The sequence below is a fragment of the Aliinostoc maniaoense genome, from assembly GCF_058172895.1.
In genome coordinates, this window is record NZ_CP187952.1 from 6294512 (window position 1) to 6320836 (window position 26325).

Annotated in this window: 24 protein-coding genes; 10 read left to right on the forward strand and 14 right to left on the reverse strand. The window is 40.5% G+C overall.

From position 1 onward, the window contains the following. Positions 1-546: 546 nt before the first annotated feature. A complete protein-coding gene (locus ACPZ3T_RS27680; protein WP_490272634.1) occupies positions 547-2178 on the reverse strand; it encodes an alpha/beta hydrolase in 1632 nt (543 codons plus the stop codon). 307 nt (positions 2179-2485) lie between these two features. Between ACPZ3T_RS27680 and ACPZ3T_RS27685 the strand changes: the two genes are divergently transcribed. Beyond that, positions 2486-2692, forward strand: coding sequence for a hypothetical protein (locus tag ACPZ3T_RS27685; RefSeq protein WP_490272635.1), 207 nt, complete (start codon positions 2486-2488; stop codon positions 2690-2692). Positions 2693-2775: 83 nt separating this feature from the next. Then, positions 2776-3180 (forward strand): helix-turn-helix domain-containing protein, encoded by a 405-nt coding sequence (locus tag ACPZ3T_RS27690; protein WP_490272636.1) that lies wholly within the window; start codon positions 2776-2778, stop codon positions 3178-3180. A 121-nt stretch (positions 3181-3301) separates the two neighbouring features. On the opposite strand, the gene uvrA is transcribed toward ACPZ3T_RS27690, so the two are convergent. Then, positions 3302-6196, reverse strand: a complete 2895-nt coding sequence (gene uvrA / locus ACPZ3T_RS27695; RefSeq protein ID WP_490272637.1) for an excinuclease ABC subunit UvrA — start codon at positions 6194-6196, stop codon at positions 3302-3304. A 207-nt stretch (positions 6197-6403) separates the two neighbouring features. Further along, on the reverse strand, positions 6404-7753 hold the full coding sequence (gene aroA / locus ACPZ3T_RS27700) for a 3-phosphoshikimate 1-carboxyvinyltransferase (protein WP_490277390.1): 1350 nt from the start codon (positions 7751-7753) through the stop codon (positions 6404-6406). Positions 7754-8745: 992 nt separating this feature from the next. Between aroA and ACPZ3T_RS27705 the strand changes: the two genes are divergently transcribed. Further along, positions 8746-9258: a hypothetical protein gene (locus ACPZ3T_RS27705; protein WP_490272638.1), complete on the forward strand. Its 513-nt coding sequence runs from the start codon at positions 8746-8748 to the stop codon at positions 9256-9258. A 62-nt stretch (positions 9259-9320) separates the two neighbouring features. On the opposite strand, the gene ACPZ3T_RS27710 is transcribed toward ACPZ3T_RS27705, so the two are convergent. Then, positions 9321-9902, reverse strand: a complete 582-nt coding sequence (locus ACPZ3T_RS27710) for a thioredoxin family protein (RefSeq protein ID WP_490272639.1) — start codon at positions 9900-9902, stop codon at positions 9321-9323. A gap of 133 nt (positions 9903-10035) precedes the next feature. Then, the gene (locus ACPZ3T_RS27715; RefSeq protein WP_490272640.1) at positions 10036-10251 is read right to left on the reverse strand and encodes a high light inducible protein; all 216 of its coding nucleotides are present in this window, start codon (positions 10249-10251) and stop codon (positions 10036-10038) included. A gap of 134 nt (positions 10252-10385) precedes the next feature. Between ACPZ3T_RS27715 and thyX the strand changes: the two genes are divergently transcribed. The 3 genes from thyX to gap all read left to right on the forward strand — a co-directional run bounded on the left by thyX (position 10386) and on the right by gap (position 15293). Continuing rightward, the gene (gene thyX, locus ACPZ3T_RS27720; RefSeq protein ID WP_490272641.1) at positions 10386-11108 is read left to right on the forward strand and encodes an FAD-dependent thymidylate synthase; all 723 of its coding nucleotides are present in this window, start codon (positions 10386-10388) and stop codon (positions 11106-11108) included. Between the two features lie 440 nt (positions 11109-11548). Then, complete coding sequence (locus tag ACPZ3T_RS27725) at positions 11549-13930, forward strand: phosphoketolase family protein (RefSeq protein WP_490272642.1); 2382 nt, start codon at positions 11549-11551, stop codon at positions 13928-13930. A 331-nt stretch (positions 13931-14261) separates the two neighbouring features. Beyond that, entirely contained in the window at positions 14262-15293 is a 1032-nt protein-coding gene (gap, locus tag ACPZ3T_RS27730) for a type I glyceraldehyde-3-phosphate dehydrogenase (protein ID WP_490272643.1), read from the forward strand. On the opposite strand, the gene ACPZ3T_RS27735 is transcribed toward gap, so the two are convergent. After that, positions 15258-15479 carry a hypothetical protein gene (locus tag ACPZ3T_RS27735; RefSeq protein ID WP_490272644.1) on the reverse strand — a complete coding sequence of 74 codons (222 nt, stop codon included), beginning with the start codon at positions 15477-15479 and terminating at the stop codon, positions 15258-15260. The genes gap and ACPZ3T_RS27735 overlap by 36 nt on opposite strands. Positions 15480-15481: 2 nt before the next feature. Here ACPZ3T_RS27735 and pyk point away from each other — a divergent pair, with 2 nt between their 5' ends. Next, positions 15482-16912, forward strand: coding sequence for a pyruvate kinase (pyk, locus tag ACPZ3T_RS27740; RefSeq protein WP_490272645.1), 1431 nt, complete (start codon positions 15482-15484; stop codon positions 16910-16912). Between the two features lie 239 nt (positions 16913-17151). Continuing rightward, on the forward strand, positions 17152-18156 hold the full coding sequence (locus ACPZ3T_RS27745; RefSeq protein ID WP_490272646.1) for a transaldolase: 1005 nt from the start codon (positions 17152-17154) through the stop codon (positions 18154-18156). Here ACPZ3T_RS27745 and ACPZ3T_RS27750 read toward each other — a convergent pair. Together ACPZ3T_RS27750 and ACPZ3T_RS27755 are read right to left on the reverse strand one after the other, a co-directional pair. Continuing rightward, complete coding sequence (locus ACPZ3T_RS27750) at positions 18153-18485, reverse strand: hypothetical protein (RefSeq protein WP_490272647.1); 333 nt, start codon at positions 18483-18485, stop codon at positions 18153-18155. The genes ACPZ3T_RS27745 and ACPZ3T_RS27750 overlap by 4 nt on opposite strands. A 452-nt stretch (positions 18486-18937) precedes the next feature. Further along, positions 18938-19309 carry a hypothetical protein gene (locus ACPZ3T_RS27755; RefSeq protein ID WP_490272648.1) on the reverse strand — a complete coding sequence of 124 codons (372 nt, stop codon included), beginning with the start codon at positions 19307-19309 and terminating at the stop codon, positions 18938-18940. Positions 19310-19409: 100 nt separating this feature from the next. Between ACPZ3T_RS27755 and ACPZ3T_RS27760 the strand changes: the two genes are divergently transcribed. Then, the gene (locus tag ACPZ3T_RS27760; RefSeq protein ID WP_490272649.1) at positions 19410-20627 is read left to right on the forward strand and encodes an acetate kinase; all 1218 of its coding nucleotides are present in this window, start codon (positions 19410-19412) and stop codon (positions 20625-20627) included. Here the strand turns inward: ACPZ3T_RS27760 and ACPZ3T_RS27765 are convergent. From ACPZ3T_RS27765 to ACPZ3T_RS27780, 4 genes are all read right to left on the reverse strand, one after another. Further along, positions 20613-20735 (reverse strand): hypothetical protein, encoded by a 123-nt coding sequence (locus ACPZ3T_RS27765; RefSeq protein ID WP_490272650.1) that lies wholly within the window; start codon positions 20733-20735, stop codon positions 20613-20615. The two genes, ACPZ3T_RS27760 and ACPZ3T_RS27765, sit on opposite strands and share 15 nt — an antisense overlap. A gap of 93 nt (positions 20736-20828) precedes the next feature. After that, positions 20829-21794 carry a hypothetical protein gene (locus ACPZ3T_RS27770; RefSeq protein WP_490272651.1) on the reverse strand — a complete coding sequence of 322 codons (966 nt, stop codon included), beginning with the start codon at positions 21792-21794 and terminating at the stop codon, positions 20829-20831. Beyond that, complete coding sequence (locus ACPZ3T_RS27775; RefSeq protein WP_490272652.1) at positions 21781-22689, reverse strand: DUF8581 family protein; 909 nt, start codon at positions 22687-22689, stop codon at positions 21781-21783. The genes ACPZ3T_RS27770 and ACPZ3T_RS27775 overlap by 14 nt, the downstream gene beginning before the upstream one ends. A gap of 243 nt (positions 22690-22932) precedes the next feature. Next, positions 22933-23388, reverse strand: a complete 456-nt coding sequence (locus ACPZ3T_RS27780) for a hypothetical protein (protein ID WP_490272653.1) — start codon at positions 23386-23388, stop codon at positions 22933-22935. A 316-nt stretch (positions 23389-23704) separates the two neighbouring features. On the opposite strand from ACPZ3T_RS27780, the gene ACPZ3T_RS27785 reads away from it, so the two are divergent. Next, entirely contained in the window at positions 23705-24490 is a 786-nt protein-coding gene (locus ACPZ3T_RS27785) for a hypothetical protein (protein WP_490272654.1), read from the forward strand. A 102-nt stretch (positions 24491-24592) separates the two neighbouring features. Here the strand turns inward: ACPZ3T_RS27785 and rlmN are convergent, their stop codons facing one another. Continuing rightward, on the reverse strand, positions 24593-25663 hold the full coding sequence (gene rlmN / locus ACPZ3T_RS27790) for a dual-specificity RNA methyltransferase RlmN (RefSeq protein WP_490272655.1): 1071 nt from the start codon (positions 25661-25663) through the stop codon (positions 24593-24595). 217 nt (positions 25664-25880) lie between these two features. Continuing rightward, positions 25881-26279: a helix-turn-helix domain-containing protein gene (locus tag ACPZ3T_RS27795; RefSeq protein WP_490272656.1), complete on the reverse strand. Its 399-nt coding sequence runs from the start codon at positions 26277-26279 to the stop codon at positions 25881-25883. Positions 26280-26325 lie beyond the last annotated feature (46 nt).

Below are 26325 nucleotides of genomic sequence, written 5' to 3' on the forward strand. Positions count from 1 at the left end.
AGTTGTGCATTCATCAATCAGCACAAATCTCAATACCAGGACAGACAAATCATTAGTTCAATTTCCAGTCAGAACAGCAATTAGCCACTAGCAACGATATTTTTGACTTAACCTGCATTGTTCCTACGATTGCAGATTACAGATTGCACATCAATTGTTCCCGCAATTAGCTGAATAGATATAGCTCATAGGTTTTACCTCTCCTTAATTCAGAGCGTTTATCATCATCGTTGCCACTACACACGTTAGCAATTAAATCAAGGAGTTGCAATCTTTTTTAATAAGTATTTCTTAATATTTATTTACAACACTATATATAAACTACTGAATCTGCAATAAGTTTTTATAAATACTAACCCGTGAATATTGTGATCCCCTGACAATTAATTGAGAAATTATTAAATATAAAAAATTGTCATATAAAACACATACAAAAGACATATTTGTGAGGAACAGTATTCCTCAAATTGTCGTCAGCAATTGTACTGAAAATACTCAATAGTGATTAGTTTTTCTGCCCATGCCCCATGCCCCATGCCCTATCCCCTATTTCATAGCTTCATTTAACTGTTCTGTAGTTAATGACTGTAAAAGACTCATATTTAGAGGAGATTTACTAATATATTGAGCATAGGAAGGCTGCAAATAAACACGAGATTCACGACGATTGAGGAGATTAGCTTCTAAAAAAGCCACACTTAAAGCATTGAGATAGGAAAAAGCAACAGTACGATCAGGGCCTAACAAGCCCTGTGGCACAGGTAAGACATTACTTTGATTAGGAGATTCCCCTATAAAAGTGAAATGGGTAGCATTTTCCACTAAAACCAAGTATTTATTAGGATTTGGCAACCAAGTAAAAGGACGAATTTGTTCTGGTAAAGGAGGAGCAAAAATATCTTGACTACCTGTAATCAGCATGACAGGCAATTTTATCTGACTTATGCCATTTTCACCAAAAATAGCACTATTAATCGGATTAATTGCAATAATGACTTTAATGCGATCATCCTTTAACTGATAATTTTCTAAGGATAATCGAGTGGCTTGACACTGCAAAACCAGTGATAAATTTAAATTTGAATTATCAGGTAAACAATTTTGCTGGAGTTCTTCAAAGTTCATCTCAGCCCCAGCTAAGGCTAAAACTGTATAACCGCCAAAAGATTGACCAATTGCCCCTATTTTTTCAAAGTTTAGCTTGCCCTTGAGGTTGGGATCAGACTGTTCCATCAGCTGAAGTTCATCTAACAAAAATTTTATATCTAGAGGGCGATCGATAAACTCCCTTGGTGCTGGTGGTTCTGCTAAACCTGCAAAGTATTGTTCAAAACGTCTAGCATTACTACCAGGATGCTCTAAAACAGCAACAGCAAAACCGTAGGATGCTAAATGTTGCGCTAGATAAGCAAAAGTGTAGCGATCTGAAGCCACACCATGAGAAATTACAATCAGAGGAAAAGGCGAGTCAGTTTCATTGTCTTTGCTAGTTGTAGGTAAATATAAATCCAGAGGGAGTAGGCGGTTTCGTGTGACATCATTTAAATTAAACCTGGTTAATTGCCAACGAAAATTGCCCCGTTGTCTTAAATCTGGTAATGTTGAAAAATCGACCTGGGAATTTAGAGACTCACTTAAAGCTTGTTTTTGTAAATAGGATACAACTTTATCCCTGGTTCTGAGCAATTGTGACAATTCATCAACTATCTGCATCCCCTCTGTAAAATTCAGCCGCACATCGTTGCTAGGAAACTTGCGTAGTACATTTACAAGTGTTAAACCCTCTTTAGAAGCAGCCGACAAAATTAAAGCAGCACGCAAAGCATAGAAGCCATTTTTACGAGAATCAGTTAAAAGCAATTCTCCTAGCCTTTGCAATACTTCCTCTCCTACGGGTGAGTAAGTAACTTGAGATACAAGAGTTGGAGTCACATTAAAACGGATTTGAAGTAATTCCCGCAGTTGCGCCAATTGTTCAGGTGTGGCGCGTTCGGCATAGAATTGGAAATTTCTATCTATTCTGCCTTCCTTTGCGAAAGTTTCTAAAGAATCAACTGGTAAAGAAAATTGTCCAAAGGGAGGGTAAAAAAAACTAATCCGTTCTGCCGTGAGTCCGGGAGTTGCGGTTAAAAATGTAGATAGTAATCCTAAACTGAGGTATTTCAGTATCCTTTTCATTTAAAATTTTAGATATTAGGGACTTCCAGCGCAAAAAACCTTCAAGATGTAGGATGCGTCAGTACAAATAAGTTCTTGTTATAGTTAGTTTTTCTTGAACTGACTCACCCCACCACCCTTAAGATTAGATATGAAAAATAGACTATAAGCATCATAAAGCAAGTGCTTACATTCAAAATCTGCTATTTGTAGCATAAATCAAACATTGTGATCAGAGGATTCACCCATGCCTTGGGATGTACTCAACTAAAAGCATTTAAACTAAATCAGCAGTGCGATTATAGATATAGATAGCAAAGTACAGAATATGTCTTTTTATACTTGCGCCAGTTGTGCTGTTGTCCTGAATCAACAGCAGGAACAAAATATTGCTCATCAATACGAACATCAGGACGAGTCAATTCACCAAACTCAGAATATCAGTAAAGGTAAGACTGTAGTAGAAAATGGCAAGGTTGTTGTCAAACCAGCACAACAGCCAAGCGATGAAAATTCTAATAGTGTATCAACCTAAGATTGATGTATTGATTAGTTCGTAGTGAGGACTTTAGTCCTAATTATTCTCAGCACTAAAGTGCTGACTACAAACACTCAAAAATGACCCTTATTTTTGACTCCAGAATTTACAGTCAGTTATTGTCTGAGTATCAACCTCGGATTATTAAGACAGAAGCAGAAAACGAACATTTTTTAGCAATTGTAGAAGAATTGCTTTCTCGTTCTGAGCTTACACCTGAAGAAGATACCTTGTTAGAGCTATTAGTGAGACTAATTGAAGATTTTGAAGATCAGCATTATCAAATAAATTTATCTACGCCTCATTCAAGACTATTGCATTTGATGGAGGCTAGAACTTTAACAGCAGAAAATCTAGTAGAAGTTTTAGGCTCTGACGAGATTGTAAATCAAGTGATTAATGGTCAAATAGAAATAACTCAAAAACAAGCTGAGGCTTTAGGAAAGTTTTTTCATGTAGATGCCAGTTTGTTTATTCTAGATTAAGCGATCGCTTGTTTTATCAGGTTGGTGGAAATTACTTTAGTTGCTAGGATGCGTGAGTATAAATGATTTCTTGAATGGTTAGATTTTATTCGACTCACACACCCTACCCTTGAAATATTTTTTATCTTTGATTTACTGTATTTTTGGCCGGATACTGTTGCAAAACCTGCTGTAAATATTGTCCAGTATAAGACCTCTGATTTTTTGCTACTTCCTCCGGTGTTCCCACTGCAATAATTTCCCCACCTTTATCGCCACCTTCCGGCCCTAAATCTATCAACCAATCAGCACAACGAATCACATCTAAATTGTGTTCAATTAATAAAACAGAATTACCTTTATCTACTAATCTTTGCAACACATCTAATAACTTATGCACATCATAAAACGATAAACCTGTTGTCGGTTCATCGATTAAATAAATTGTCTTACCTGTGGCGCGACGAGCTAATTCTGTCGCTAATTTCACCCTTTGCGCTTCCCCACCAGATAAAGTAGTGGCGGGTTGTCCTAACTGTACATAACCCAAACCGACATCAACTAATGTTTGTAATCTATTGACTGCTTTGGGGATGTTTTGAAAGAACTCTAAACTTTCCTCAACTGTCATATTCAAAACATCAGAAATAGATTTATTTTTATATTTCACCTGCAAAGTTTCGCGGTTATATCTCGCACCTTTACACACTTCACACTGTACATAAACATCAGGGAGAAAATTCATTTCAATAATATTTACACCCTGTCCACCACAAGCTTCACAACGTCCACCTTTGACATTGAAAGAAAATTGTCCAGGTTTATAACCCCTGGTTTTAGCTTCTACAGTTTGGGAAAATACTTCCCGAATCACATCAAAAACCCCTGTGTAAGTCGCAGGGTTAGAACGAGGTGTACGTCCGATGGGAGATTGATCAATGACAATGGCTTTATCAATTCCATTTAAGCCTTGAATTTTCTCAACTTCTTTTGGTAAAGGTACTTTTTTAGTTAAATGATGTTGTAATGATGGGTAAAGTAATTCATTAATTAATGTCGATTTACCTGACCCAGAAACACCAGTGACAACTACGAGTTTACCTAAAGGAATTTCGACATCAATATTTCTTAAATTGTTGCGATGGGCATTTTTAATAATTAAGCTGCGTCCATTACCTTCGCGGCGTTCTGCTGGGGTGTGAATGATTTTCCTTCCTGATAAATATGCACCTGTTAATGATTGTTCGGCTGTGAGTAATGCTTGTAAATCACCTTGGGCGATAATATTACCACCATGAACACCTGCACCGGGGCCGATATCAACTATATAGTCGGCGGCGCGGATGGTTTCTTCGTCGTGTTCGACAACAATTAAGGTATTACCTAAATCACGTAATTTGGTTAAAGTTTTCAGCAATCTGCTGTTATCTCTTTGATGCAAACCAATACTTGGTTCGTCTAAAACATAGAGAACTCCTGTTAAGCCAGAACCAATTTGTGTGGCTAGACGAATACGTTGTGATTCACCACCAGAAAGAGTCATGGCGGCTCTATCTAAACTGAGATAATCTAAGCCGACATCTAATAAAAATTGCAATCTTGCTCTAATTTCTCTGAGGACTAAATCAGCAATTTTCATTTGGCGATCGCTCAATTCCAAATGATCAATTCTCTCCCGACAATCCCGAATGGAAACACCAGTTAAATCTAAAATCGTGTATTGTCCCAATCTCACTGCTAATGCTTCCGGTTTTAATCTTTTACCACCGCAAACTTCACAGGGTTGATCAATTAAATACTGCTCTAATTTTTGTTTAATTAACTCAGAACCGCCTTCATATTGTCGCTGCAAAATCGGAATTGCACCTTTATATTGTGGTGTTTTTTGATTTTCCTTAACTTCTGATTCCCCATACAAAATAATATGCTTTTGTTCTGGTGTTAATTTACTCCAATTTGTTTGTAATTCAAAGCCATGATTGCTACCCAAACTATAGAGTAATTCTAAATAATAAGAATTTTCTTTATCTGACCAAGGCGCGATCGCAGCGTATACTGGTGCTTCAGGATCAGGTACAACTAATTCTGGCGAAAATCTCCGCAACGTCCCCAACCCGTGACAGTTCGGACAAGCACCATAGGGCGAATTAAACGAGAATAAGCGCGGTGACAATTCATCCATTACCGCACCATGTTCAGGACAAGCAAAGTTTTCCGAGAAGACTAATTCTTGTTCTTCCCCTGGGTTATCCTCAGTAGGGAGATTTACTAAGATTCTAGCGATACCATTAGACTGCTTTAAACACGTAGTCAACGAATCAACCAAACGTTCCTGAATATCTGGTTTTTTAATTAAACGGTCAATGACTAATTCAATATTGTGAGTATAATTTTTATCTAATTCAATCGAGTCTGACAATTCCCGAATTTCGCCATTGATACGCACACGGACAAACCCTTGGGAAGCCAAACTAGATAATAACTTGCGATGCGTCCCTTTTTTACCCCGCACCACAGGCGCGAGAATTTGGAACTTAGTTCTGTCTGGTAGTTCCATGATGCGATCGCACATTTCGTCTATAGTTTGAGGTGCAATACAGCGATCGCATATGGGACAATGGGGTTGACCAGCCCGACCAAACAACAACCGTAAATAATCGTAAATTTCCGTTACTGTCCCCACCGTGGAACGGGGGTTATGAGACGTAGATTTTTGGTCAATGGAAATCGCCGGACTTAAACCTTCGATTGCTTCCACATCTGGCTTATCTAATTGTCCCAAAAACTGGCGGGCGTAAGCACTGAGAGATTCTACATAACGCCGTTGACCTTCCGCGAAAATCGTATCAAACGCTAAAGACGACTTACCCGAACCTGAGACACCAGTAAACACGATCAGGCGATCGCGTGGTAATTCTAAGTCAATATTCTTCAGATTATGCTGTCTCGCACCGCGAATCCGAATTGTATTCTGGGGGTTAGCGTTGGGATAGGGAAGGTGTCCATTCAAGGATGCGGCTAGCTTGTGATCTGACATATTGACAGGCCAATAATGAGAGGCAGCGTGAAACAGTTCTTAATAATACTATCTTTATTAAGCTTTGTTATCACTATGCCCATAGCAGTACAATAATACTACTTTGCTTTACATTTGAGCTATTTACACCTGAATCTGTTTGTACTCAAGACTTCATATGTGTAGGGTAGCGAAGGAAATTTTGCTCTCATGCCCCCTACGTTCATTTCACCCTAAAATCTGTTGCAGTGTATTAGTGAAATTGGGATAAGAAATAGCGGCTGCCTCGGCGCGGTGAATGGTGGTAATCCCACGAGCATTTAAAGCAGCGATCGCTAAACTCATGGCGATCCGATGATCTGTATGACTATCCACATCCGTTCCCACTAAGGAAGTCCCGCCAGTAATTTCCATCCCGTCGGGTAATTCAGTCACTTTTGCACCGAGTTGATTGAGTTGCTGTGCCATCACCGTAATGCGATCGCTTTCTTTCACTCTCAACTCTTCTGCATCCCGAATCACCGTAGTACCTTCGGCAAATACCGCCGCCACCGCCAAAATCGGGATTTCATCAATCATTCTCGGTACGATATCCCCAGCAATGGTGCAGCTTTGTAAACGACTGTAACGCACCCGCACATCTGCCACCGGTTCGCCTGCAACTTCGCGCTGATTTTCTAGTTGGATATCAGCCCCCATCATGGACAAGGCTTCTAAAATCCCTGTACGGGTGGGATTCACACCGACATTTTCCACTACTAATTCTGAACCGGGAACAATTGCCCCAGCCACTAGCCAAAAGGCCGCAGAACTAATATCCCCCGGTACAACGACTTTCTGCCCATACAATTGCGCCAGGCCAGTTACAGTCACACTTTTAGTTTCAGGATCAACACTCACATCCGCACCAAACGCCCTCAGCATTCGTTCACTGTGATCACGGGATAAGGCTGGTTCTGTGACAGTGGTTTTACCCTCAGTGAATAAACCCGCCAACATAATACAAGATTTCACCTGGGCAGAAGCAATGGGAGAATGATAGTGAATCGGTTTGAGTACCTGTCCTTGAACTGCCAAGGGTGCTAAAGAATTATCTTTACGTCCCCAAATTTGCGCCCCCATTTGTTGCAGGGGTTTGACGACACGGGACATAGGACGCGATCGCAATGAACTATCACCCGTGACTGTAAAAAAGCGTCCGGGATGAGACGCTAATAACCCCAACATCAGCCGTAATGTTGTCCCGGAGTTACCAGCATTCAACACATCTAAGGGTTCTTGCAAATTGCCTAAACCAATGCCCTTCACCTTGACTAATTCTGTATTCAAGGGTGAAATCTCTGCACCCATAGCTTGAAAACAACTAGCGGTGCTGCGGGGATCTTCACCCAAAAGTAGCCCTTGGATTTCCGTTTCTCCTTGGGCGATCGCACCCAACATCAACGCCCGATGGGAAATTGATTTATCCCCCGGTATTTGGATACGACCCTGTAAAGATACACCAGCAGCAGGTGTTTGAATAATTAACTTATGGGAAAGGTCTTCTTGTTTTTCTACGGTTATGGCAGAAGCTAACATCACAATATACTGACTTTATACATACAATAAAAGTTGACTAGCGACTATATTTGTCACTAGTCATTACTTCCTGCCTTGTATCGTATCGCTTTTTGCCATCTAAAATTTACCTAACTTGTGGGAGTTTAACGCTAAACTGTGATCATTTAAATCTAAAAGCCAAACACCACATCAATTAGTCAAAGGCTGTGGTACTCGGTCACTTATCCTCCTGCATCACCCTTGCTTGATTGATAACTGATCACTGAATTATAGGTAATAACTCCCAGTCAATTACTAATTACGTCGCTTCGCTCCAATTCAAAATTCAAAATTCAAAATTCAAAATTAAAGATAGCCACCCACAAGGGGTGGGGCTTGAACCTTCCTCCAAAAAATGTTAATCGCCCACAAGGGGCGGGGCTTGAACCCAACAAGCATTTTTTTCCTTCTGCCTTCTGCCTTCTGCCCTCTGCCTTTCTTGTCAACAAATCACGCCTGATGTGAATTAGGAAAATTGCCTATCCAATAAATAGTAGGGGCGGGTTAACAAACATCTTTCATGATTAACTTTTGATCTCGGTGAACCCGCCCCTACAAATATCTAGGTATTTGCAAGATTTTAATTTACATTAGACGTAAATCTATAGATTATATATTCTTAACTAGACAATTAGGTTAATATAGATTTATTTTTTAGTTATTGCTAATTAACTCCTCTGTGGGATACTTAACTAATATTATGATTGAAACTATTAGTTTCAATTATTCACAAAAGTATAAGTTTTCACATAGGTTACTTATAGATTCGGTTATTTTAGGGTGAGTTTCTGAGACTTATATCAAACTGGTTTTGATGTTCGTTGATATAGCCTACTAAACAAGCATCTTTAGCTAATCTTCAGTTAATATTAAGCAGGTTTTACTATGTTTTGCGCTTGACCTGCTGAACCCCATTAACTCAAATTTCTGCTCTTAATTTCATTCAATAGCTTTTAGCCTTCAACGCTCCCATGCTCACACATCACCGCAAGCCCGTGTGCTTATCACTGATTTCCACTGACCTGCCATTCTGGTCTGTGGTGGAAACTGCTGGAACACTATATCAAAAAGATACCGATAGATTTCACTTGCTGCTGACTGCCCCACCCCTAATTACCTGTGAAGTAGCAATTGATGATGCTACACAAGATACACTTACCCCACCTAACAGGAAAGCCTACACTCCCACTAGTCCGAGAGTGTTGTGGCTAGAAATTTCTCCATATCGCATTATTATGACTATGCAAGGTAACGAACAAGTCAGTTACCGTCACTTTTGGGAACAGGGTGTTTATGGTGTCAGTCGCTATTGGTTGCCAACGGAATCGATACAACCAAATCATCCTATTCGCCTACGCAACTTTACTAAACACTTATCTTTGAGTGGACACCCACTACCAGAACATCTCCGCCTAGAATACGAATTATGGGGCGAAAACGTCCAACTAGGACACTACATTCTCAATCTGGAAATTAAGCATTAATTTGTAATATTAGTCAACAGTGATCACTGATCACTGTTGACTGTTAACTGATTTCACTCCATCTAACCGAAATAACTCGGTTCATTCCCAGGCTTCCATTTAATATTGCAACCAATACTGGGTTTTTGTTCAGTGCTTATGGGTTTACCTGCCAAAGCTGTATCAATAGCAGCGCGTAAATCTGCGCCGGTGACTGGTTTGCCATTGCTAGGACGGCTATCATCTAATTGTCCTCGATAGACAAGTTGGCGATCGCTATCAAAAAGGAAAAAATCAGGCGTACAGGCTGCTGTATAAGCCTTTGCTGTTTCCTGGGTTTCGTCATAACATACCGGAAACTGCCATCCCTGTTCTATAGCTAGTGCTTTGAGTGATTCAGGTGCATCATCTGGATATTTTTCGGCATCGTTGGCACTAATGGCTGCGATCGCTAAATCACTAGTACGATAATCTTGTGCTAACTTGGTGAGTTCATTTTGAATATGCTTTACAAATGGACAATGCCGACAAATAAACATCACCAATAATACTTTTTTATCGGCAAAGTTAGCTAAAGAAATAGTTTCGCCAGACACTACATTTGGTAGATGAAAATCTGGTGCTTTTGTGCCTAATGGCAACATGGTAGAAGCAGTTAAAACCATGAATCAATTCAAAATTCAAAATTCAATGTCAAACTAACATAAAATCACTCAATACGTTTAGAGACGGGAAATTTCCCGTCTCTGAAAATTTTGTTAAAGTTATTTTTACAAAACTTTAAATATTATTTTGTTGTTACAGATTAGCGAAAAGACCGAAAATACCATGTCCTGTGAATACTTCTAAGGCAATTAGAGAGATAAAGCCAATCATAGCTAAACGACCGTTAAGTAACTCTGCGTAGGGAGTAAAGCCAGTGCGATCGCCTTGCTCATCTACATAAACCTTGGGTTCAATCGCAAAGTTGTTCATCAGGCCTTGGTCGTCAACAATAGCATTATTTGTACGCATTTTATTTTCCCAGTTGTTTTTCATGTAACGAACTGTAACAAATATATGAAATTTTGTAAAGTATCTGAATCTGCCGAAAGAGATATGATCGTCTAGCCGTGCAGAAAAGATACAAATCAATCTCCTAAAAGCCAATGGATCGATTCCGAGTAGAAGTTATTGCCAAAACACCAAATCCCCAACAGGTGATTTACGCCGCCATGCACCAAGACTATACGGATGGGTTCGTATTTGACGAGCGCGACTCCTGGCCTTCGGAATCAGAATGTGGTGAAATCATTGTCAAGCGGTTGTTAGCAGGTGAGAGAGGACACTATGGGCCGCTAGAGCATCCGCAGATTGTGTTCAATTGTGGTTATTTTCCCCACAGTGTCATGCAGCAGGCTCGTACACACAGAGTAGCTGTATCATTTGATGTTCAATCTTTTAGGTATACGGGTAAACAGTTTATTGATGTAGTCGAAGGTAGAAAAGACATTGAAGACGTTTTTTACCTACGTCCAGTTGGTTATTATACAGATAGGCAGGGTAAGAAATATTACTATTCTCCTGAACAGCGATCTGCTGATTTAGAGTGGTGCTGGGAAGCTGCTAAACGATACAAAGCTGATTTTGAAGGCGGAATGTCTGAAGAACACGCCAGAGGTAAAGTACCCTTTGATTATCGCCAGCATTTTGTAGTTAGCTTTAATCTGCGCTCTTTCTTACATTTTTGCGACTTGAGAAATAAGAAAGATGCTCAACTAGAAATTCAAAAACTTTGCGAACTAATGTGGCCGCATTTTCAACAATGGTGTCCGGCGATCGCACAATGGTATGAAAAGGCTCGTTTAGGCAAGGGCAGGTTAGCACCATAACCTAAACCTTAAACTAGGGTGTGTGACGCTACAAAAGTACGTGAATGTAGCACTGAGACTGATAGCGTCACGCACCAACGATCAATTGTGACACTTGCCTATGTTATGTATATAAATTGATAATTGTTAATTTATATCTCAAGCAAGATTTATTGCAGTCAGTATATTAAATACATTGGTTATTTTCTTAATACTATATAAAATCAATGTTAAAAATTACTCACTAAAATGTAAATTCTGTTAACCTTTCCTAGAGGTCATGCCTGCAATTTTTTGATTTGTATTGTAGATTGCTGCCAGTGTAGTCAATGGCTCATAATGCTTAATTTTCCAGCTTCATATGGAAAAATTTGTCATGGGTAAGATGACCTTCAGACCGCAAATTACTACACTGGCCTAGAACAGAAATTTGGCAAAATTATTGTGTAATGGAGTTGAAGATGACTTTAGCAAGTCCTCCACAGACAAAGCCTTTAACCGATGCAGAATTGCATAAAATGAATGCTTACTGGCGAGCAGCTAACTATTTGTCAGTTGGGCAAATATATTTACTTGACAATCCCCTACTCAAAGAACCTCTGACACTAGAACACGTCAAACCTAGACTTTTAGGACATTGGGGAACAACCCCAGGATTGAACTTTATCTATGTTCATCTGAATAGGATCATCAAAAAGTATGACCTAGATATGATCTACATTGCTGGCCCTGGTCATGGGGGGCCGGGACTGGTAGCGAATACTTATCTAGAGGGAACTTACAGCAAGTATTACCCCAATATTTCCCAAGATGCAGAGGGGATGAAAAGACTGTTTAAACAGTTTTCTTTCCCTGGTGGTATTCCTAGCCACGTTGCACCAGAAACCCCTGGTTCGATTCATGAAGGTGGGGAATTGGGTTATGCGCTAGTTCATGCCTTTGGTGCTGCTTTTGATAATCCAGATTTAATTGTGGCTGCGGTGGTTGGTGATGGAGAAGCAGAAACAGGCCCTCTAGCTACTAGTTGGCATTCCAACAAGTTTCTCAACCCCGCTACTGATGGGGCTGTATTACCGATTCTGCACTTGAATGGATATAAAATCGCTAACCCCACCATCTTGGCGCGGTTGAGTTACGAGGAACTGGAAAGCCTATTTGTTGGGTATGGATATAAACCTTACTTTGTGGAAGGTTCTGATCCTGCGGATGTGCATCAGCAGATGGCAGCAACATTAGACACCATCACTAATGAAATTCGCAATATTCAAAGAGAAGCCCGTGTACATGGGTTTACTAAAAGACCCCAATGGCCGATGATTATAATGAGAACCCCGAAAGGTTGGACAGGGCCAAAAGAAGTAGACGGGAAAAAGACAGAAGATTATTGGCGATCGCATCAAGTCCCCTTTGGTGATTTAGCAAAAAAACCACAGCACATCCAACTTCTACAAGAGTGGATGAAGAGTTACAAACCAGAAGAACTCTTTGATGCTAACGGTACATTGATCCCCGAATTGGCAGAACTTGCTCCCACTGGACATCGCCGCATGGGTGACAATCCCCACGCTAACGGCGGTATCTTGTTGCGTGACTTGAAAATGCCCAACTTCCAAGATTATGCAGTGGATGTTCCCCAGCCAGGTAGGGTAGTTGCAGAAGCCACAAAAGTTACAGGTACATTCCTGCGGGATGTGATGCAACTCAACCTAGACAGTCGTAATTTCCGCATTTTTGGCCCCGATGAAACAGCATCCAATCGGATTAATGCTGTACTAGATGTTACAGACCGAACTTGGGTAGCCCAAACCCTCCCCGAAGATGACCATCTCTCCCCTGATGGTCGAGTGATGGAAATCCTCAGCGAGACTTGCTGTCAAGGATGGTTAGAAGGATATCTCCTCACCGGTCGTCACGGTTTCTTCTCTTGCTACGAAGCATTTATCCACATTGTGGATTCGATGTTCAACCAACACGCCAAATGGTTGAAAACTACTCGTCATATACCCTGGCGTAGACCCATCGCATCCCTGAACTATCTCCTCACATCCCACGTTTGGCGACAAGACCACAACGGCTTTTCTCACCAAGACCCTGGTTTTATTGACCATGTGATGAACAAAAAAGCCGAAATTATTCGCGTCTATCTCCCACCCGATGCTAATACCCTCTTGTCGGTGACAGACCACTGCTTAAGAAGCCGTCAATATGTCAACGTCATCGTCGCCGGTAAACAACCAGCACTGCAATACCTAGATATGGATGCAGCCATTAAACACTGCACCAAAGGTATCAGTATTTGGGAATGGGCAAGTAATGACCAAGGTGGTGAACCTGATGTAGTTATGGGTTGTGCGGGTGATGTTCCCACCTTAGAAACCCTAGCGGCTGTCGATATTTTGCGGCAGAACTTCCCTGACTTAAAAGTGCGGGTAGTCAACGTTGTAGACTTAATGACCTTACAACCCAACACAGAACATCCCCACGGTTTAAGTCCCAAGGAATTTGACACCCTATTTACCACCGACAAACCGATTATCTTCGCCTTTCATGGCTATCCGTGGTTAATTCATCGTCTCACCTATCGCCAAACCAACCATAAAAACCTCCATGTGCGGGGTTACAAAGAAGAGGGAACTACCACCACCCCCTTTGATATGGTTGTTCGTAACGATTTAGATCGCTTCCATTTAGTTATGGACGTAATTGAGCGCGTCCCCAAACTAGGTTATAAAGCCGCCTATGTGAAGCAACATCTTCAAGACAAACTCATCGAACACAAACACTATATTTCTAAACACGGCGAAGATATGCCAGAAATTCAGGACTGGCAGTGGCCGTATTAAGAGGCAGGGGGGCAGGGTGTAGGGGAGCAGGGGGAGGGACGGAAAGGAAATAGGGGAGATAAGGGAGACAAGGTAGACAAGGGAGAATTTCTACCCCATGCCCCCTGCCCCCTGCCCCATGCCCTATGCCCTATGCCCCATTCCCAAAACCTTAAAATATGCCAAGTAAATGGGCTTTTCGTGGCCAGGACTGTCACGATCAGCTCAGTCATACTAAGATTCACCCGGCTAAATCCAATTTTGCGGCTAGGGTAAAAGTTCGTGCGCCTATAATTTGAGGCGTTTACCTACAGGGGTTAAAAACCATCACGTTGTTCAGAGGAGGTTTATTTTGACAAAGTTAAAAGTAGGCATTAATGGATTTGGCCGTATCGGGCGGCTGGTGTTCCGTGCTGGTATTAATAACCCTAACATCGAGTTTGTGGGTATTAACGACCTCGTACCACCTGATAACTTGGCTTACCTATTAAAGTACGACTCGACTCACGGTAGATATCACGGTCAAGTTGAAGCTAAAGAAGATGGTATTGTGGTAGATGGACGCTTCATTCCCTGCGTGTCAGTGAGAAATCCTGCCGAATTACCTTGGGGTAAATTAGGTGCAGATTATGTTGTGGAATCAACTGGATTGTTTACTGACTATGAAGGCGCATCCAAACACCTGCAAGCGGGTGCAAAGCGGGTAGTTATTTCTGCACCTACCAAAGACCCAGAAAGGGTAAAGACCCTGTTAGTAGGCGTTAACCATGAAACTTTTGATCCCAGTAAGGATGTAATTGTTTCTAACGCTAGCTGCACCACAAACTGTCTAGCTCCCGTTGCCAAAGTAATTAATGATAACTTTGGTTTAGCAGAGGGCTTAATGACCACAGTTCACGCCATGACTGCTACCCAACCCACAGTAGACGGCCCCAGTAAAAAAGACTGGCGCGGTGGTCGTGGTGCAGCCCAAAATATTATCCCTTCTTCCACAGGTGCAGCAAAAGCTGTGGCTTTGGTATTACCTGAACTGAAGGGTAAGTTAACTGGGATGGCGTTCCGAGTGCCTACCCCTGATGTATCTGTAGTAGATTTAACCTTCAAAACTGAGAAATCTACTAGTTACAAAGAAATTTGTGCTGCTATGAAAGCTGCGGCTGAAGGTTCACTTGCCGGAGTTTTGGGTTATACCGACGAAGCTGTTGTCTCTACCGATTTTCAAGGCGATCGCCATTCTAGTATTTTTGACGCGGGTGCAGGTATTGAATTGAACTCAAACTTCTTCAAAGTTGTCGCTTGGTATGACAACGAGTGGGGCTACTCCCATCGTGTAGTTGACTTGATGTTATCAATGGCGCAGAAAGAACAATTGGCCGCAGTTTAAGAAGGGTGTAGGGGTGTAGGGGTGTAAGGGTGTAGGGGTATAGGGGTGTAGGGGTGTAGGGGTGTAAGGGAGAATTTCTACCCCTGCCCCCTGCCCCCTGCCCCCTGCCTCATTCCCCCTGCCCCCTGCCTCATTCCCCCTGCCCCCTGCCCCCTGCCCCATTCCCTTAACCCCATTCCCTAACATCTATGCGTCGAACAAAAATTATCTGTACTGTAGGGCCTGCTACCTCTGCACCAGACAGACTGCAAGCATTGGTAGAGGCCGGGATGAATGTGGCGCGGTTGAATTTTTCCCACGGAGCTTATGACTTTCACGCTCAAACTGCTCAGTATATTAGGCAAATTAGTGCTGATGAGCAAAGACCTGTAGCTCTGTTGCAGGATTTATGTGGGCCGAAAATTCGGTTGGGAACTTTACCGCCGGAAGGTTTGACGGTGGAAGCTGGTGATGAAGTTACCTTTGTTTTGAAAGAGAAGGGTGACAATATCCAGGAATTACCTTTACCTTTGCCGACTTTGTTCGCAATGGTACGACCAGGAGAGCCGATTTTAATTAATGATGGTCGGGTAAAGATGATTGTGTGCGATCGGGATGCCGATCGCATTCATGCTTTAGTCAAAACTGGTGGGGTAATTTCCACCCGCAAGGGGGTAAACCTTCCTGTAACTCGTTTACCTGTGAGTTCCATCACCGAAAAGGACTTGCAGGATTTGCGCTTTGGCATGGAATTGGGTGTTGATTGGGTGGCGGTTTCTTTTGTGCAGTCACCCTACGATTTAGAACCAGCTAAACGCATGATTGAATCGGCAGGTTTATCAATTCGGGTAATTGCCAAAATCGAGCGTCCCGAAGCGGTAGACCAAATTGATGCCATTATTGCAGCGGCCGATGGTGTGATGATTGCCCGTGGCGACTTGGGGGTAGAAATGCCCATCCATGAAGTTCCCCTGATTCAAAAAGATATCATTCGTCGTTGTAATCAGGCGGGTAAGCCGGTGATTACTGCCACCCAAATGCTAGAGTCGATGATTAGCGCACCTGATCCCACCCGTGCCGAAGCTACAGACGTGGCTAATTCGATTTTGGATGGTACAGATGCCGTCATGCTCTCCGGGGAAACGGCTGTAGGAGAATATGCGATCGCCGCAGTCCAGGTAATGCACAATATTGCGATCGCTACAGAAAAGTCTTTGCAAGAGGGTAGTAGACACTGCTGGACACATGATGCAGGTAGTCTGAGCGTCACAGAATCCGTAGCCGAAGCCGTCTGTCGCATCGCCTACGAAACCGGCGCAAAGGCGATTTTGTGTAACACCTCATCGGGAGGAACAGCCAAACTCGTCTCTAAATATCGCCCCACAACCCCCATTTTTGCTTTAACTCCCGATGAAACTGCCTATCATCAAATGGCATTATCTTGGGGTATTGAACCCTTGTTAATTCCACCTGTTTACAATGCTGAAGAAATGTTTACGAATTTAGTCAGCACTATTCTCAGAACAGGTCTAGTACATGAAGGAGATAAGGTAGTTATTACCTCTGGAGTTCCAATTGGTAAATCAGGAACAACTAGCTTAATTAAAGTGCATTCTATCGGACAACCAATTACTGCTTAACACCCTTAAAATTAGGCTGAGGCTTCAGCCAATCGGCAATCATTAAGAAAAATTGCCAAAATCAGAATTGTCAGGAAGATAAACGGGTGTCAAGAACAGGGGAAGTGTAAATCCTTATTTTAGAAGGCAGGGGCAAACTAATTCAAAATTCAAAATTCAAAATTAAAGAAGTTTTGATTTTTGAGTTTTCTGCCCAATGCCCAACAAATACCAGATAAACAACAATCATGGAGTATTTTATGTCTAAAAATTTACTAGAACAATTGCGAGCAATGACTGTTGTGGTGGCAGATACAGGTGATATTCAAGCGATCGCTAAGTTTACACCACGAGATGCTACTACTAATCCTTCTTTAATTACTGCGGCGGCTAAAATGCCGGAATATCAAGAAATTGTTGACCAAACTTTACTGCAAGCTAAAAAAGATGCCGGCGCAGGTGCTAGCCAAGGTCAAATCGTAACTCTGGCTTTTGACCGTTTGGCGGTTGCTTTTGGTCTGAAGATTCTGCAAATTATCCCCGGTCGTGTGTCTACAGAAGTTGATGCTCGTTTATCCTACGATACTGAAGCTACTGTGACTAAAGCACGGGAGTTGATTGCTCAATATAAAGCGGCTGGTATTACCCCAGAGCGCGTTTTAATTAAAATTGCGGCTACTTGGGAAGGTATCAAAGCAGCAGAAATTCTAGAAAAAGAAGGGATTCACTGTAACTTAACTTTACTGTTTGGTTTGCATCAGGCGATCGCTTGTGCGGAAGCTGGTGTGACTTTGATTTCTCCCTTCGTCGGACGCATTCTCGACTGGTACAAAAAAGAAACCGGTAGAGACAGCTACCCCTCTGCGGAAGACCCCGGTGTATTGTCAGTTACTACAATCTACAACTACTACAAAAAATTTGGTTATAAAACCGAAGTTATGGGCGCAAGCTTCCGTAACATTGGCGAAATCACTGAATTGGCAGGTTGCGACTTATTGACCATTTCCCCGGCTTTATTGGGTGAATTACAAGCTACTATCGGCGACTTACCCCGTAAACTCGACCCTGCTAAAGCGGCTACCTCTGGCGTAGCAAAAATGACTATGGACAAAGCCACCTTCGACAAGATGCACGTTGCTGATCGCATGGCTAACGACAAACTTGACGAAGGAATCAAAGGCTTTACTAAAGCACTTGAAGATTTAGAAAAACTTTTGGCAGAAAGACTTTCTTCTTTGGAAGGTGAAGTTGTAGCTAGCCATTAGTAACGCCGCCAGTTTCGACGTTCGACGTTTCGTAATCGTCGGATGTATTGCCGGCGGCGTAAGTTTTGTAATCGTCGGATGTGTTGCCGGCGGCGTAAGTTTTGCAGTCGTGGTACTTGCCGCCGCCGGATAACTCGCCGCCGGATAATCCGCCGCCGCCGTTGATTGCGGCGAGCTATGAGTAACTCTCCGTTGTTAGCGGTAACTATACTGCTCTCTACATCCAAATTCGCTATATCAGAAGTATTTTTAGCTTCAGCCATTGAGGATGGATAAACAAAAGCACATAGCAATACTGCGATCGCAGATAGCTGTTTGAAACTTTTCATTTTATTTTCCTCTGTAAAAAAACAATTCAGTAATACACCCCATCAAAAAGAGACTAGATAAAATGTGTATCGCTAAACTTCTATCATCAGACAGATGTTTAGATAAAATAAAAATAATTTTTTTTGAAATTTAACTATGTTTTATTAATAATCAAAAATATGCTTTAATCTTTATAAAAAATTTCATTATCTGTAGTAACGTATCAAGCTAAAATGTTGCAATATAAAATTCGTTTTATCCGCGTTTATCTGCGTTTATCTGCGTTTTTTATCTAAATCTAATGCACTATTTTAGCCTAGACAGTCCAATAGGCTTTTAATCAGCAAAAAAAGAGGTACTAGCCAACAACTATTACCCCTAAAAGCAAACAAGCTATGTGTTATTTTCTAGCCACAAGCATCAAAAATTAACTACTTGTTAATTAATTAATTGTGCTGGCTTTTTGTGTTTTTTAATACCGCGACCAATCATAAATTAATCTACCATGACGATCGCGGACTAGTTCCCATTGTCCATGTCGATAGTATTGACCGTGATAACGTCGATTACGATAGCGTCGGTGACGGCGATAATAATGATTTCTATGCCGTCTTCTACGATAATAATGCTGTCTATACCGTCTGCGATAATGATGCCGTCTATACCGTCGGTGAGCTAGCAAAAGTTCTTCTGTGTTACCTTCAAGCAAGTTTGTCTCTGCATCAATACTCTGCTCAGTGACAAGATGATTTTGAATATTTTCTTTAGCTTCAGCTATCGCAGGTGGATAAACAAAAGCTAATACTAGTAATGCAATTGAGGATAGCTTCTGGAAACGATTCACGTCTTTGCTTCTCCCTGACTATCGGTAATAAGTTTAATAAATACTTCAAATCAAGAAACGATATAGTTCAAACTTCACTAACCTAAAATCTGGAAAAGTAATGAAAGTACTAGTTTTGAATGCCGGTTCTAGCAGCCAAAAAAGCTGTCTGTATGAAATCCCTCATCATGCCATCCTCAATGAAGCACCCCAACCACTTTGGGAAGGCAAAGTTAATTGGACTCAAGACAGGGGTGTAGCGGAAATTGAGGTGCAAACCGCCACGGGTGAAAAACTACATGAATCTATCTATGGTGACTCCCGACAGGCACACGTTGCTTATATGCTCTATACCCTCAGTCGTGGTACTACCAAGGTAATTGGTGAATTATCAGAAATTGATGTTGTAGGACATCGGGTAGTACATGGTGGACAAAATTACCGCCATAGTGTAATTATTACTGAGAAAGTTAAAGAGGCGATCGCTCGTCTCTCTAACCTAGCTCCAGCCCATAACCCAGCCGCATTAGAAGGAATTGCAGCCATTGAAAAAAGCTTAGGCAATGTTCCCCAAGTAGCAGTATTTGATACCGGATTTCATGCTACCCTCCCAGATGCAGCCGCTATTTATCCCGGCCCCTATGAGTGGGTAGAACAAGGTATCCGCCGCTATGGATTTCATGGTATTAGTCATCAATACTGCTCTCAACGTGCAGCGCAAATCCTCGGTCAAGATTTAGCATCTTTAAGAATTATTAGCTGTCACCTTGGCAATGGTGCTTCTTTAGCAGCCATAGAAAACGGTCGCAGTATCGACACTACAATGGGTTTTACACCTCTAGATGGCTTGATGATGGGTAGCCGTTGCGGTTCATTAGATCCAGGTATTCTAGTTTACCTGATGCGCCAACATGATTACTCTGCCGAAAGACTAGATTATGTGTTAAACAAAGCTTCAGGACTCAGGGGAATTTCCGGCGTATCTAGCGATGTACCCCAAGTCATAGAAGCCATTAATCAAGGCAACTATCGCGCTCAATTAGCCTGGGATATTTACATACATCGCCTCAAGTCCGAAATAGGTTCTATGCTAGCTAGTTTAGCAGGATTAGATGTTTTAATCTTCACCGCCGGTATTGGTGAAAAATCCGCAGGTATCCGTCAAGCCGCTTGTGAAGCTTTTGGCTTTTTAGGCTTAAAAATCGACCCCCAGAAAAATCAAAATAAACCTGTAGATGAAGATATAGCCACTCCTGATTCTACAGTCAGAGTGTTAGTAATACACACTCAAGAAGATTGGGCGATCGCTCAACAATGTTGGCAGTTAATTAATTCGTAATTGGGCATTGGGCATTGGGCATTGGGCATTGGGCATTGGGCATTGGGCATTGGGCATTGGGCAATTCAATTTTGGATTTTGGATTTTAAATTTTGGATTGGATTTCAATCTAAAATCCGAAATCTAAAATCTAAAATTCTTTCTCTTGTCTCCCTTGTCTCCCTGCTCCCTGCTCCCTGCCCCCTAAACCCCTACAGCCTTTCATAAAAAACGACGTAAAATTAACTTCATAGTTGGCGGAAAAAGTAATCTGAAAATTTGCCCAACAATTAGGGGTGCAACTGCTGATATAATTGGAAACAATATCATATCAATTGCCTGAATTTGTTGCGTTAAAATTATAGCGATCGCTGGAATTATACAACTTATTCCCCATGCTAACCAATTGAGATAGTGGTAATTAATTCCCACCCGTTTTTGTAGTTGACTAAATAATATATATCTGCTCACAATAACTACTAAAGCTATTCCTAACCAAGTCAAAATTAACAAAAATATACTACTACCTACATTGAATATATTAAGCTGATATATTTTAGTAATCAAAAACCCAGCCGGAAATAGGGAAGCTAATTCCCATAACAACATATTTAGCTTATTTCTTAATGAGCTTAATAATTGTTCTATTAACCAATAATGAGCAGAAACTACCACCATTAAATTATCATTATTGTGCAGAAAATCTTCCTGAATTTTCTGCATCACATCACCATAGAACAAGACAATAGTTTGTAAAATACAGTCTTTTACTTGCGTATTTTCAGCAGCTAACGCTTCTAAGCTATAATAAGAATTAAAAGTACATTCTATCTGAATAATTGTTTTATTTTGTAAAGGCTTACTTCTCAGTATTCTCAAAACATTCATGAGAAAAACACGATAAGACCTACTACTTTCATGACTATGGTTTTTCGCTTCTATATCTGGGATAAAATTATATTGAAAGCAAGTACAAAACCAAAGATAAAGGAGTAACCGAGGCGGAATATTTAAAGAAAGTCCTGTTTTTTGAGCTTGCTGAATTTGTTCTACAATGTTTTCATTTAGATAGAAACTACATTGCGATTGTTCCACCTTAATTTCAATATTATCACCTTGAGGAATCGGCAATGCAAACATCAGGCTAACATCAGCAAGACTCTTGGTGTGTGTTTTATTTTTGACCATTGGTAGATAGATTTGCCAGACTTTTAACCAAATTAATCATAAAATCCAAAATTCCCCGCCACTGTTTTTCGCCAGCTACTACCCCTTCATTGTGAATTTGCAGAATTAAATTTTTAGCATCTTCAGATAAACTAAATAAGTCTTTGTGATATCTAGTAATAATATCGCCATCTAACTGCATGACAGTTTGAGCATAAATCGTATCAATGTGAGAATCGGTAACATCACCACCATCTAAAGCCGCTTTTAGTTCAATAAGTTTACGCAGATTACGCACAAATTTATCATTATTTAAAAGGGTTTTAATTTCATTACAATTGTTTTGCCATTCTTGCTGCCAATTTTTCTGATTTGTTTGATTAATATCATCTATAACTGGAGCAGGAGCAGGTAATATTGGTCTGGCTAGCTCTATATATCTGGGGTCAGATTCAACTAGTCTACCTCCTTTAATTTCTTTTAACCAATGTAGACGTTGATGATACCTTCTCACCTTTTCATTTTGTGAACTATTTAAGGTATAAATAGGATTTTCAATGAGAATATAAAAATACTCTCTTTCTAATTGTGCGAATAAACTTCTATAGCGATCGTGTAATTCTTCAGGGATTTGTGTAACAGCAAAATAATCTTTATCATTTATAGAATATATTTGCTGATATGCCTCCCAAGCACTGAATTTAGTCCCACTAATTCTAGTTACAACCATTGTATTAACTTCTAAGGCTGTAATATCTTCAACTAAGGTTTGTACAGAAGATACAAATTTATCTAATAAGCCTCTAGCATGAGATTGAATTCCCTCATTATCTGGAGAAGTTTTGGATGAATTAATATTAGTTTTCTCTTGATTAGCAAGAGCATCTTTTGATTGATTTTGAGTCCTGTTAACCATAATTACAACTTTTTAAATTCTGACTGTAGGAATTTGACATATAATTGACTAACTCAAAAATCCATTAGCCAAATATAATCTTTAGTTGCGTTTCTCAGTATGAGTTAGAACTTACGCAACGGGCATATTTTTATTTAGTGTGTGTGACGCTGTCAGAAGGGTGTAGGGGGTAGGGTGTGGGGGTAAATATTTCACTTTACGCACCCTACATCTTGAATATTTCTTATCTGGAAGATTTAGTCTTTAAATTGTCCTGCGGGAATTTGCCATTTCCATTAGAACCTTATATATCTTATGCACACTGTCTATATTCTTTTGCATGATTTCTCGGCTCTCTTTTACCTGCTCCAAATGAAAACCGAGCAATTCTGAATAAGGGCTACCACAAAGAAATTGACTACCTACCTCATTTTCAATATCGCCATCAATTAAATTAATCTTGGTATAAATTCTATTACCTGGTTGAGCCGATACTGTACCAAGTTGTGATTCTTCACTTAACTGAGTAGAAGATTCTACAACCCAGGTAGTAATTTCTAGCTCTACCATGTCAACTATTGCTGTCTTGATCGCATCAATAATGTTGTTACTATCCAGGTCACTAGATTTTAGCTGCTTGATGATTGATTGAAAATTGCCACTTTCAGCCTTGATCAGTTGACCATTTTTAGCTGATTCTTCCTTTACAGTAATTTCCATGAGCTAATTAAAGATAAAAGGTTTTAAAGTAGACTTGGTATAATTTTAATAGTTGTGGAAAATTTGACAAGCTTTACTTAATAAAAGTAAGTAAAGCTGACAAGGAATATTCGTGTATAATCTAGATTTTAACAAGGTAGATTGTATTAAATAATACTAAGGTACGGAAGATTACTTTAAGTTCGTAGTGAAGACTTTAGTACTCAAAACAAGGGCTTAAGCCCTTACTACAAACGAAAAACTTGATTTTTTTCCTATTGGTTGTTAACTGTCAACCGTCAACAAGACTCATCAAGTTGAACAAGAGAGTAAAACTATGTTGATATCCCGCCAGAATTTCATCACACCTGTTGTATTAGTTTTATGTATCTTAGGAATTGGCTTTATACAATTTCCTAGATTGCAAAAATTACTAAATAGCCGGGAATATATAGCTTTAGAAACACTCGAAAAAGAACTAAAACAAGAGAAATTAAGATTAAATATCCTCAAGCAAACACCGAGTTTTGGCTATGATAATTTAGTTGCAAACTGGGCTTATTTAAATTTTTTACAATACTTTGGTGATGATGAAATCAGGGAGAGAACTGGATATAGTTTAAGTCCAGAATATTTTGAAGTAGTGTTAAACCGTGATCCTAGATTTTTAGCTGCTTATATGAGCCTGTCTAGTAGCACATCTATATATGCGGCTATGCCAGAACGCTCAATAGCAATCATGGAAGAAGGTTTAAAATCATTATCTCCCAAAGTTCCAGAAAAGTCATATTATATTTGGCGTTATAAAGGTATTGATGAATTATTATTTCTAGGTAATGCTCAAGCTGCTGAAAAATCTTTTGCAACAGCAGCTAATTGGGCTAGTCAATATCAAGATGAAGAAAGTCAACTTGTAGCTTTTACATCTCAGAAAACTGCTGAATTTCTCAGCCGTAATCCTGATAGTAAATATGCTCAAATTGCGACTTGGGCAATGGTATTAAGCAATCCTGTGGATGACAAGACTCGCAAAAGAGCAATTAGTGAAATTGAGAAATTAGGCGGACAACTAATTATTAATCAAGATGGTACTAGCAGTATCAAATTGCCACCCAAAGATTAAGAATGTTAGAGGATGTTTGAAAAGTTCTGTGGTTGGTAGCAAAACGTTTTTGATCCCCCTAAATACCGCTTTTTAAGGGGGACTTTGATTCTTGCTCTTTCATCACGTCAGATTACTGGTTCTCAATTGTCCACAAGCCGCATCAGCTTCTAACCCACGGGAATAACGGACACTCACAGCAATTTTTTGCTGTTGGAGAACTTTGACAAAAGCTTGAATGCGATCGCTCTTTGGTCGTTTATAATCAACTTCCTGAATGGGATTATAGGGAATTAAGTTCACATGGCTTTGAAATCCCCGCAGACGCTTGGCTAGTTCTAAGGCGTGTTCTGGTAAATCGTTGACACCAGCTAGCAAAATGTATTCAAAACTTACACGTCTACCTGTAATTTCCACATATTCCCGACATTCAGCCAACAAATCCTCAATCGGATAGGAACGCGCACTAGGTATAATTTTTTCTCTTAGGGCTTGGTTAGGGGCGTGGAGACTTACAGCCAGGGTAATTTGTAGATGATGTTCGGCTAATTGACGAATGCGATCGCGGATGCCTACTGTAGATACAGTCAGCGATCTTTGTCCAATTCCCACATCTTGATTTAAAGATTTAAGTGCCGCTAAAACATTCTCAGTGTTTAACAACGGTTCACCCATGCCCATAAATACCACATGACTCACCCGTTGCTGAAAATCTTCCTGCACTGTTAAGACTTGATCAACGATTTCATGTCTGCCTAAATTACGTTTATAGCCACCTTTCCCCGTCGCGCAAAAATCACACGCCATCGGACAACCCACCTGAGTAGAAACACAGACAGTCAAGCGTTTATCTGTAGGAATACCCACAGTTTCCACAATCTGCCCATCGGATAGTTGCAAAAGGTACTTAACTGTGCCATCTGATGCAACAGAACGGTAATGAATCTGAGAACGGCCGATGGGGATATCTGCGACAACGGCGCGCCATTGTTTAGAGAATACAGAAATATCAGCTAGCGATCGCGCTCCTTTATGATATATCCAATCATGAAGTTGCTTCCCTCTATAAGCCGGTTGTCCCTGCTCTTGTACCCATGCAGTTAACTCCGTCACCGAAGCACCGAGTAGAGGGGGTAAAGTTGTTGTTTCTGGGATGGTTGAGTTAACTGGGGAAACAAAAGGGGTAGCAGACATAAAAAATCACAAGTTTAAGCACTGAATCTCTATACTACAACTTTCATAATTCGTAATTCATAATTCGTAATTACAATCATTGGGGGTTTCTAGCTTGCTTACTCTCCCGCCAAGGATCTTTCTTTGGGAAAAGAACTGTAAAACACAAAAAGCGACGGTTTTCACCTCGCTTTTTGTAACAGTTTAGCTTCCCAGTTACTTGAGCATCGGGGAGTAGTCAATCAGCATCTATCGTCTGATATTGATTATCAAAAATACTCGCCGTTTTATTTGCCTCCCAAGAAAGCCAAAACATCAGGTACATAGCAAAATCTGGTTTGTTGCCTTTTTCGTGATAGAGCATCAACTTCTCAGCCTGTTGATATCGCTCTAAAGCTTGTCGAAAGTTTTTCTTTGTCACTTTCTCCCCTAATGCTTCAGATAGTAAATGCCACAAAACACACCCGATATCTTTCTTTATGTAATCCAAGCAGTAGCCATAAACGTTCGCAAACTCTTCATATGTCTGATTTTCACAAGCTGCTTTTAATAATTGAGTTTGTAAATCTGTTAAGTGCTTACCAAATGATTTATAAACTACTTTGTCTGCAACAATTAGTAATTCTTGATTGTTCATTTTTCACTCCAGCTAATTAATTTTATCCAGAAGAATTAGTAAATTT

Coding starts and splice junctions, on each gene's coding strand:
- ACPZ3T_RS27680 (WP_490272634.1), bottom strand. CDS start 2,178: ATGAAAAGGATACTGAAATACCTCAGTTTAGGATTACTATCTACATTT.
- ACPZ3T_RS27685 (WP_490272635.1), top strand. CDS start 2,486: ATGTCTTTTTATACTTGCGCCAGTTGTGCTGTTGTCCTGAATCAACAG.
- ACPZ3T_RS27690 (WP_490272636.1), top strand. CDS start 2,776: ATGACCCTTATTTTTGACTCCAGAATTTACAGTCAGTTATTGTCTGAG.
- uvrA (WP_490272637.1), bottom strand. CDS start 6,196: ATGTCAGATCACAAGCTAGCCGCATCCTTGAATGGACACCTTCCCTAT.
- aroA (WP_490277390.1), bottom strand. CDS start 7,753: ATGTTAGCTTCTGCCATAACCGTAGAAAAACAAGAAGACCTTTCCCAT.
- ACPZ3T_RS27705 (WP_490272638.1), top strand. CDS start 8,746: ATGCTCACACATCACCGCAAGCCCGTGTGCTTATCACTGATTTCCACT.
- ACPZ3T_RS27710 (WP_490272639.1), bottom strand. CDS start 9,902: ATGGTTTTAACTGCTTCTACCATGTTGCCATTAGGCACAAAAGCACCA.
- ACPZ3T_RS27715 (WP_490272640.1), bottom strand. CDS start 10,251: ATGCGTACAAATAATGCTATTGTTGACGACCAAGGCCTGATGAACAAC.
- thyX (WP_490272641.1), top strand. CDS start 10,386: ATGGATCGATTCCGAGTAGAAGTTATTGCCAAAACACCAAATCCCCAA.
- ACPZ3T_RS27725 (WP_490272642.1), top strand. CDS start 11,549: ATGACTTTAGCAAGTCCTCCACAGACAAAGCCTTTAACCGATGCAGAA.
- ACPZ3T_RS27735 (WP_490272644.1), bottom strand. CDS start 15,479: ATGTTAGGGAATGGGGTTAAGGGAATGGGGCAGGGGGCAGGGGGCAGG.
- pyk (WP_490272645.1), top strand. CDS start 15,482: ATGCGTCGAACAAAAATTATCTGTACTGTAGGGCCTGCTACCTCTGCA.
- ACPZ3T_RS27745 (WP_490272646.1), top strand. CDS start 17,152: ATGTCTAAAAATTTACTAGAACAATTGCGAGCAATGACTGTTGTGGTG.
- ACPZ3T_RS27750 (WP_490272647.1), bottom strand. CDS start 18,485: ATGAAAAGTTTCAAACAGCTATCTGCGATCGCAGTATTGCTATGTGCT.
- ACPZ3T_RS27760 (WP_490272649.1), top strand. CDS start 19,410: ATGAAAGTACTAGTTTTGAATGCCGGTTCTAGCAGCCAAAAAAGCTGT.
- ACPZ3T_RS27770 (WP_490272651.1), bottom strand. CDS start 21,794: ATGGTCAAAAATAAAACACACACCAAGAGTCTTGCTGATGTTAGCCTG.
- ACPZ3T_RS27775 (WP_490272652.1), bottom strand. CDS start 22,689: ATGGTTAACAGGACTCAAAATCAATCAAAAGATGCTCTTGCTAATCAA.
- ACPZ3T_RS27780 (WP_490272653.1), bottom strand. CDS start 23,388: ATGGAAATTACTGTAAAGGAAGAATCAGCTAAAAATGGTCAACTGATC.
- ACPZ3T_RS27785 (WP_490272654.1), top strand. CDS start 23,705: ATGTTGATATCCCGCCAGAATTTCATCACACCTGTTGTATTAGTTTTA.
- rlmN (WP_490272655.1), bottom strand. CDS start 25,663: ATGTCTGCTACCCCTTTTGTTTCCCCAGTTAACTCAACCATCCCAGAA.
- ACPZ3T_RS27795 (WP_490272656.1), bottom strand. CDS start 26,279: ATGAACAATCAAGAATTACTAATTGTTGCAGACAAAGTAGTTTATAAA.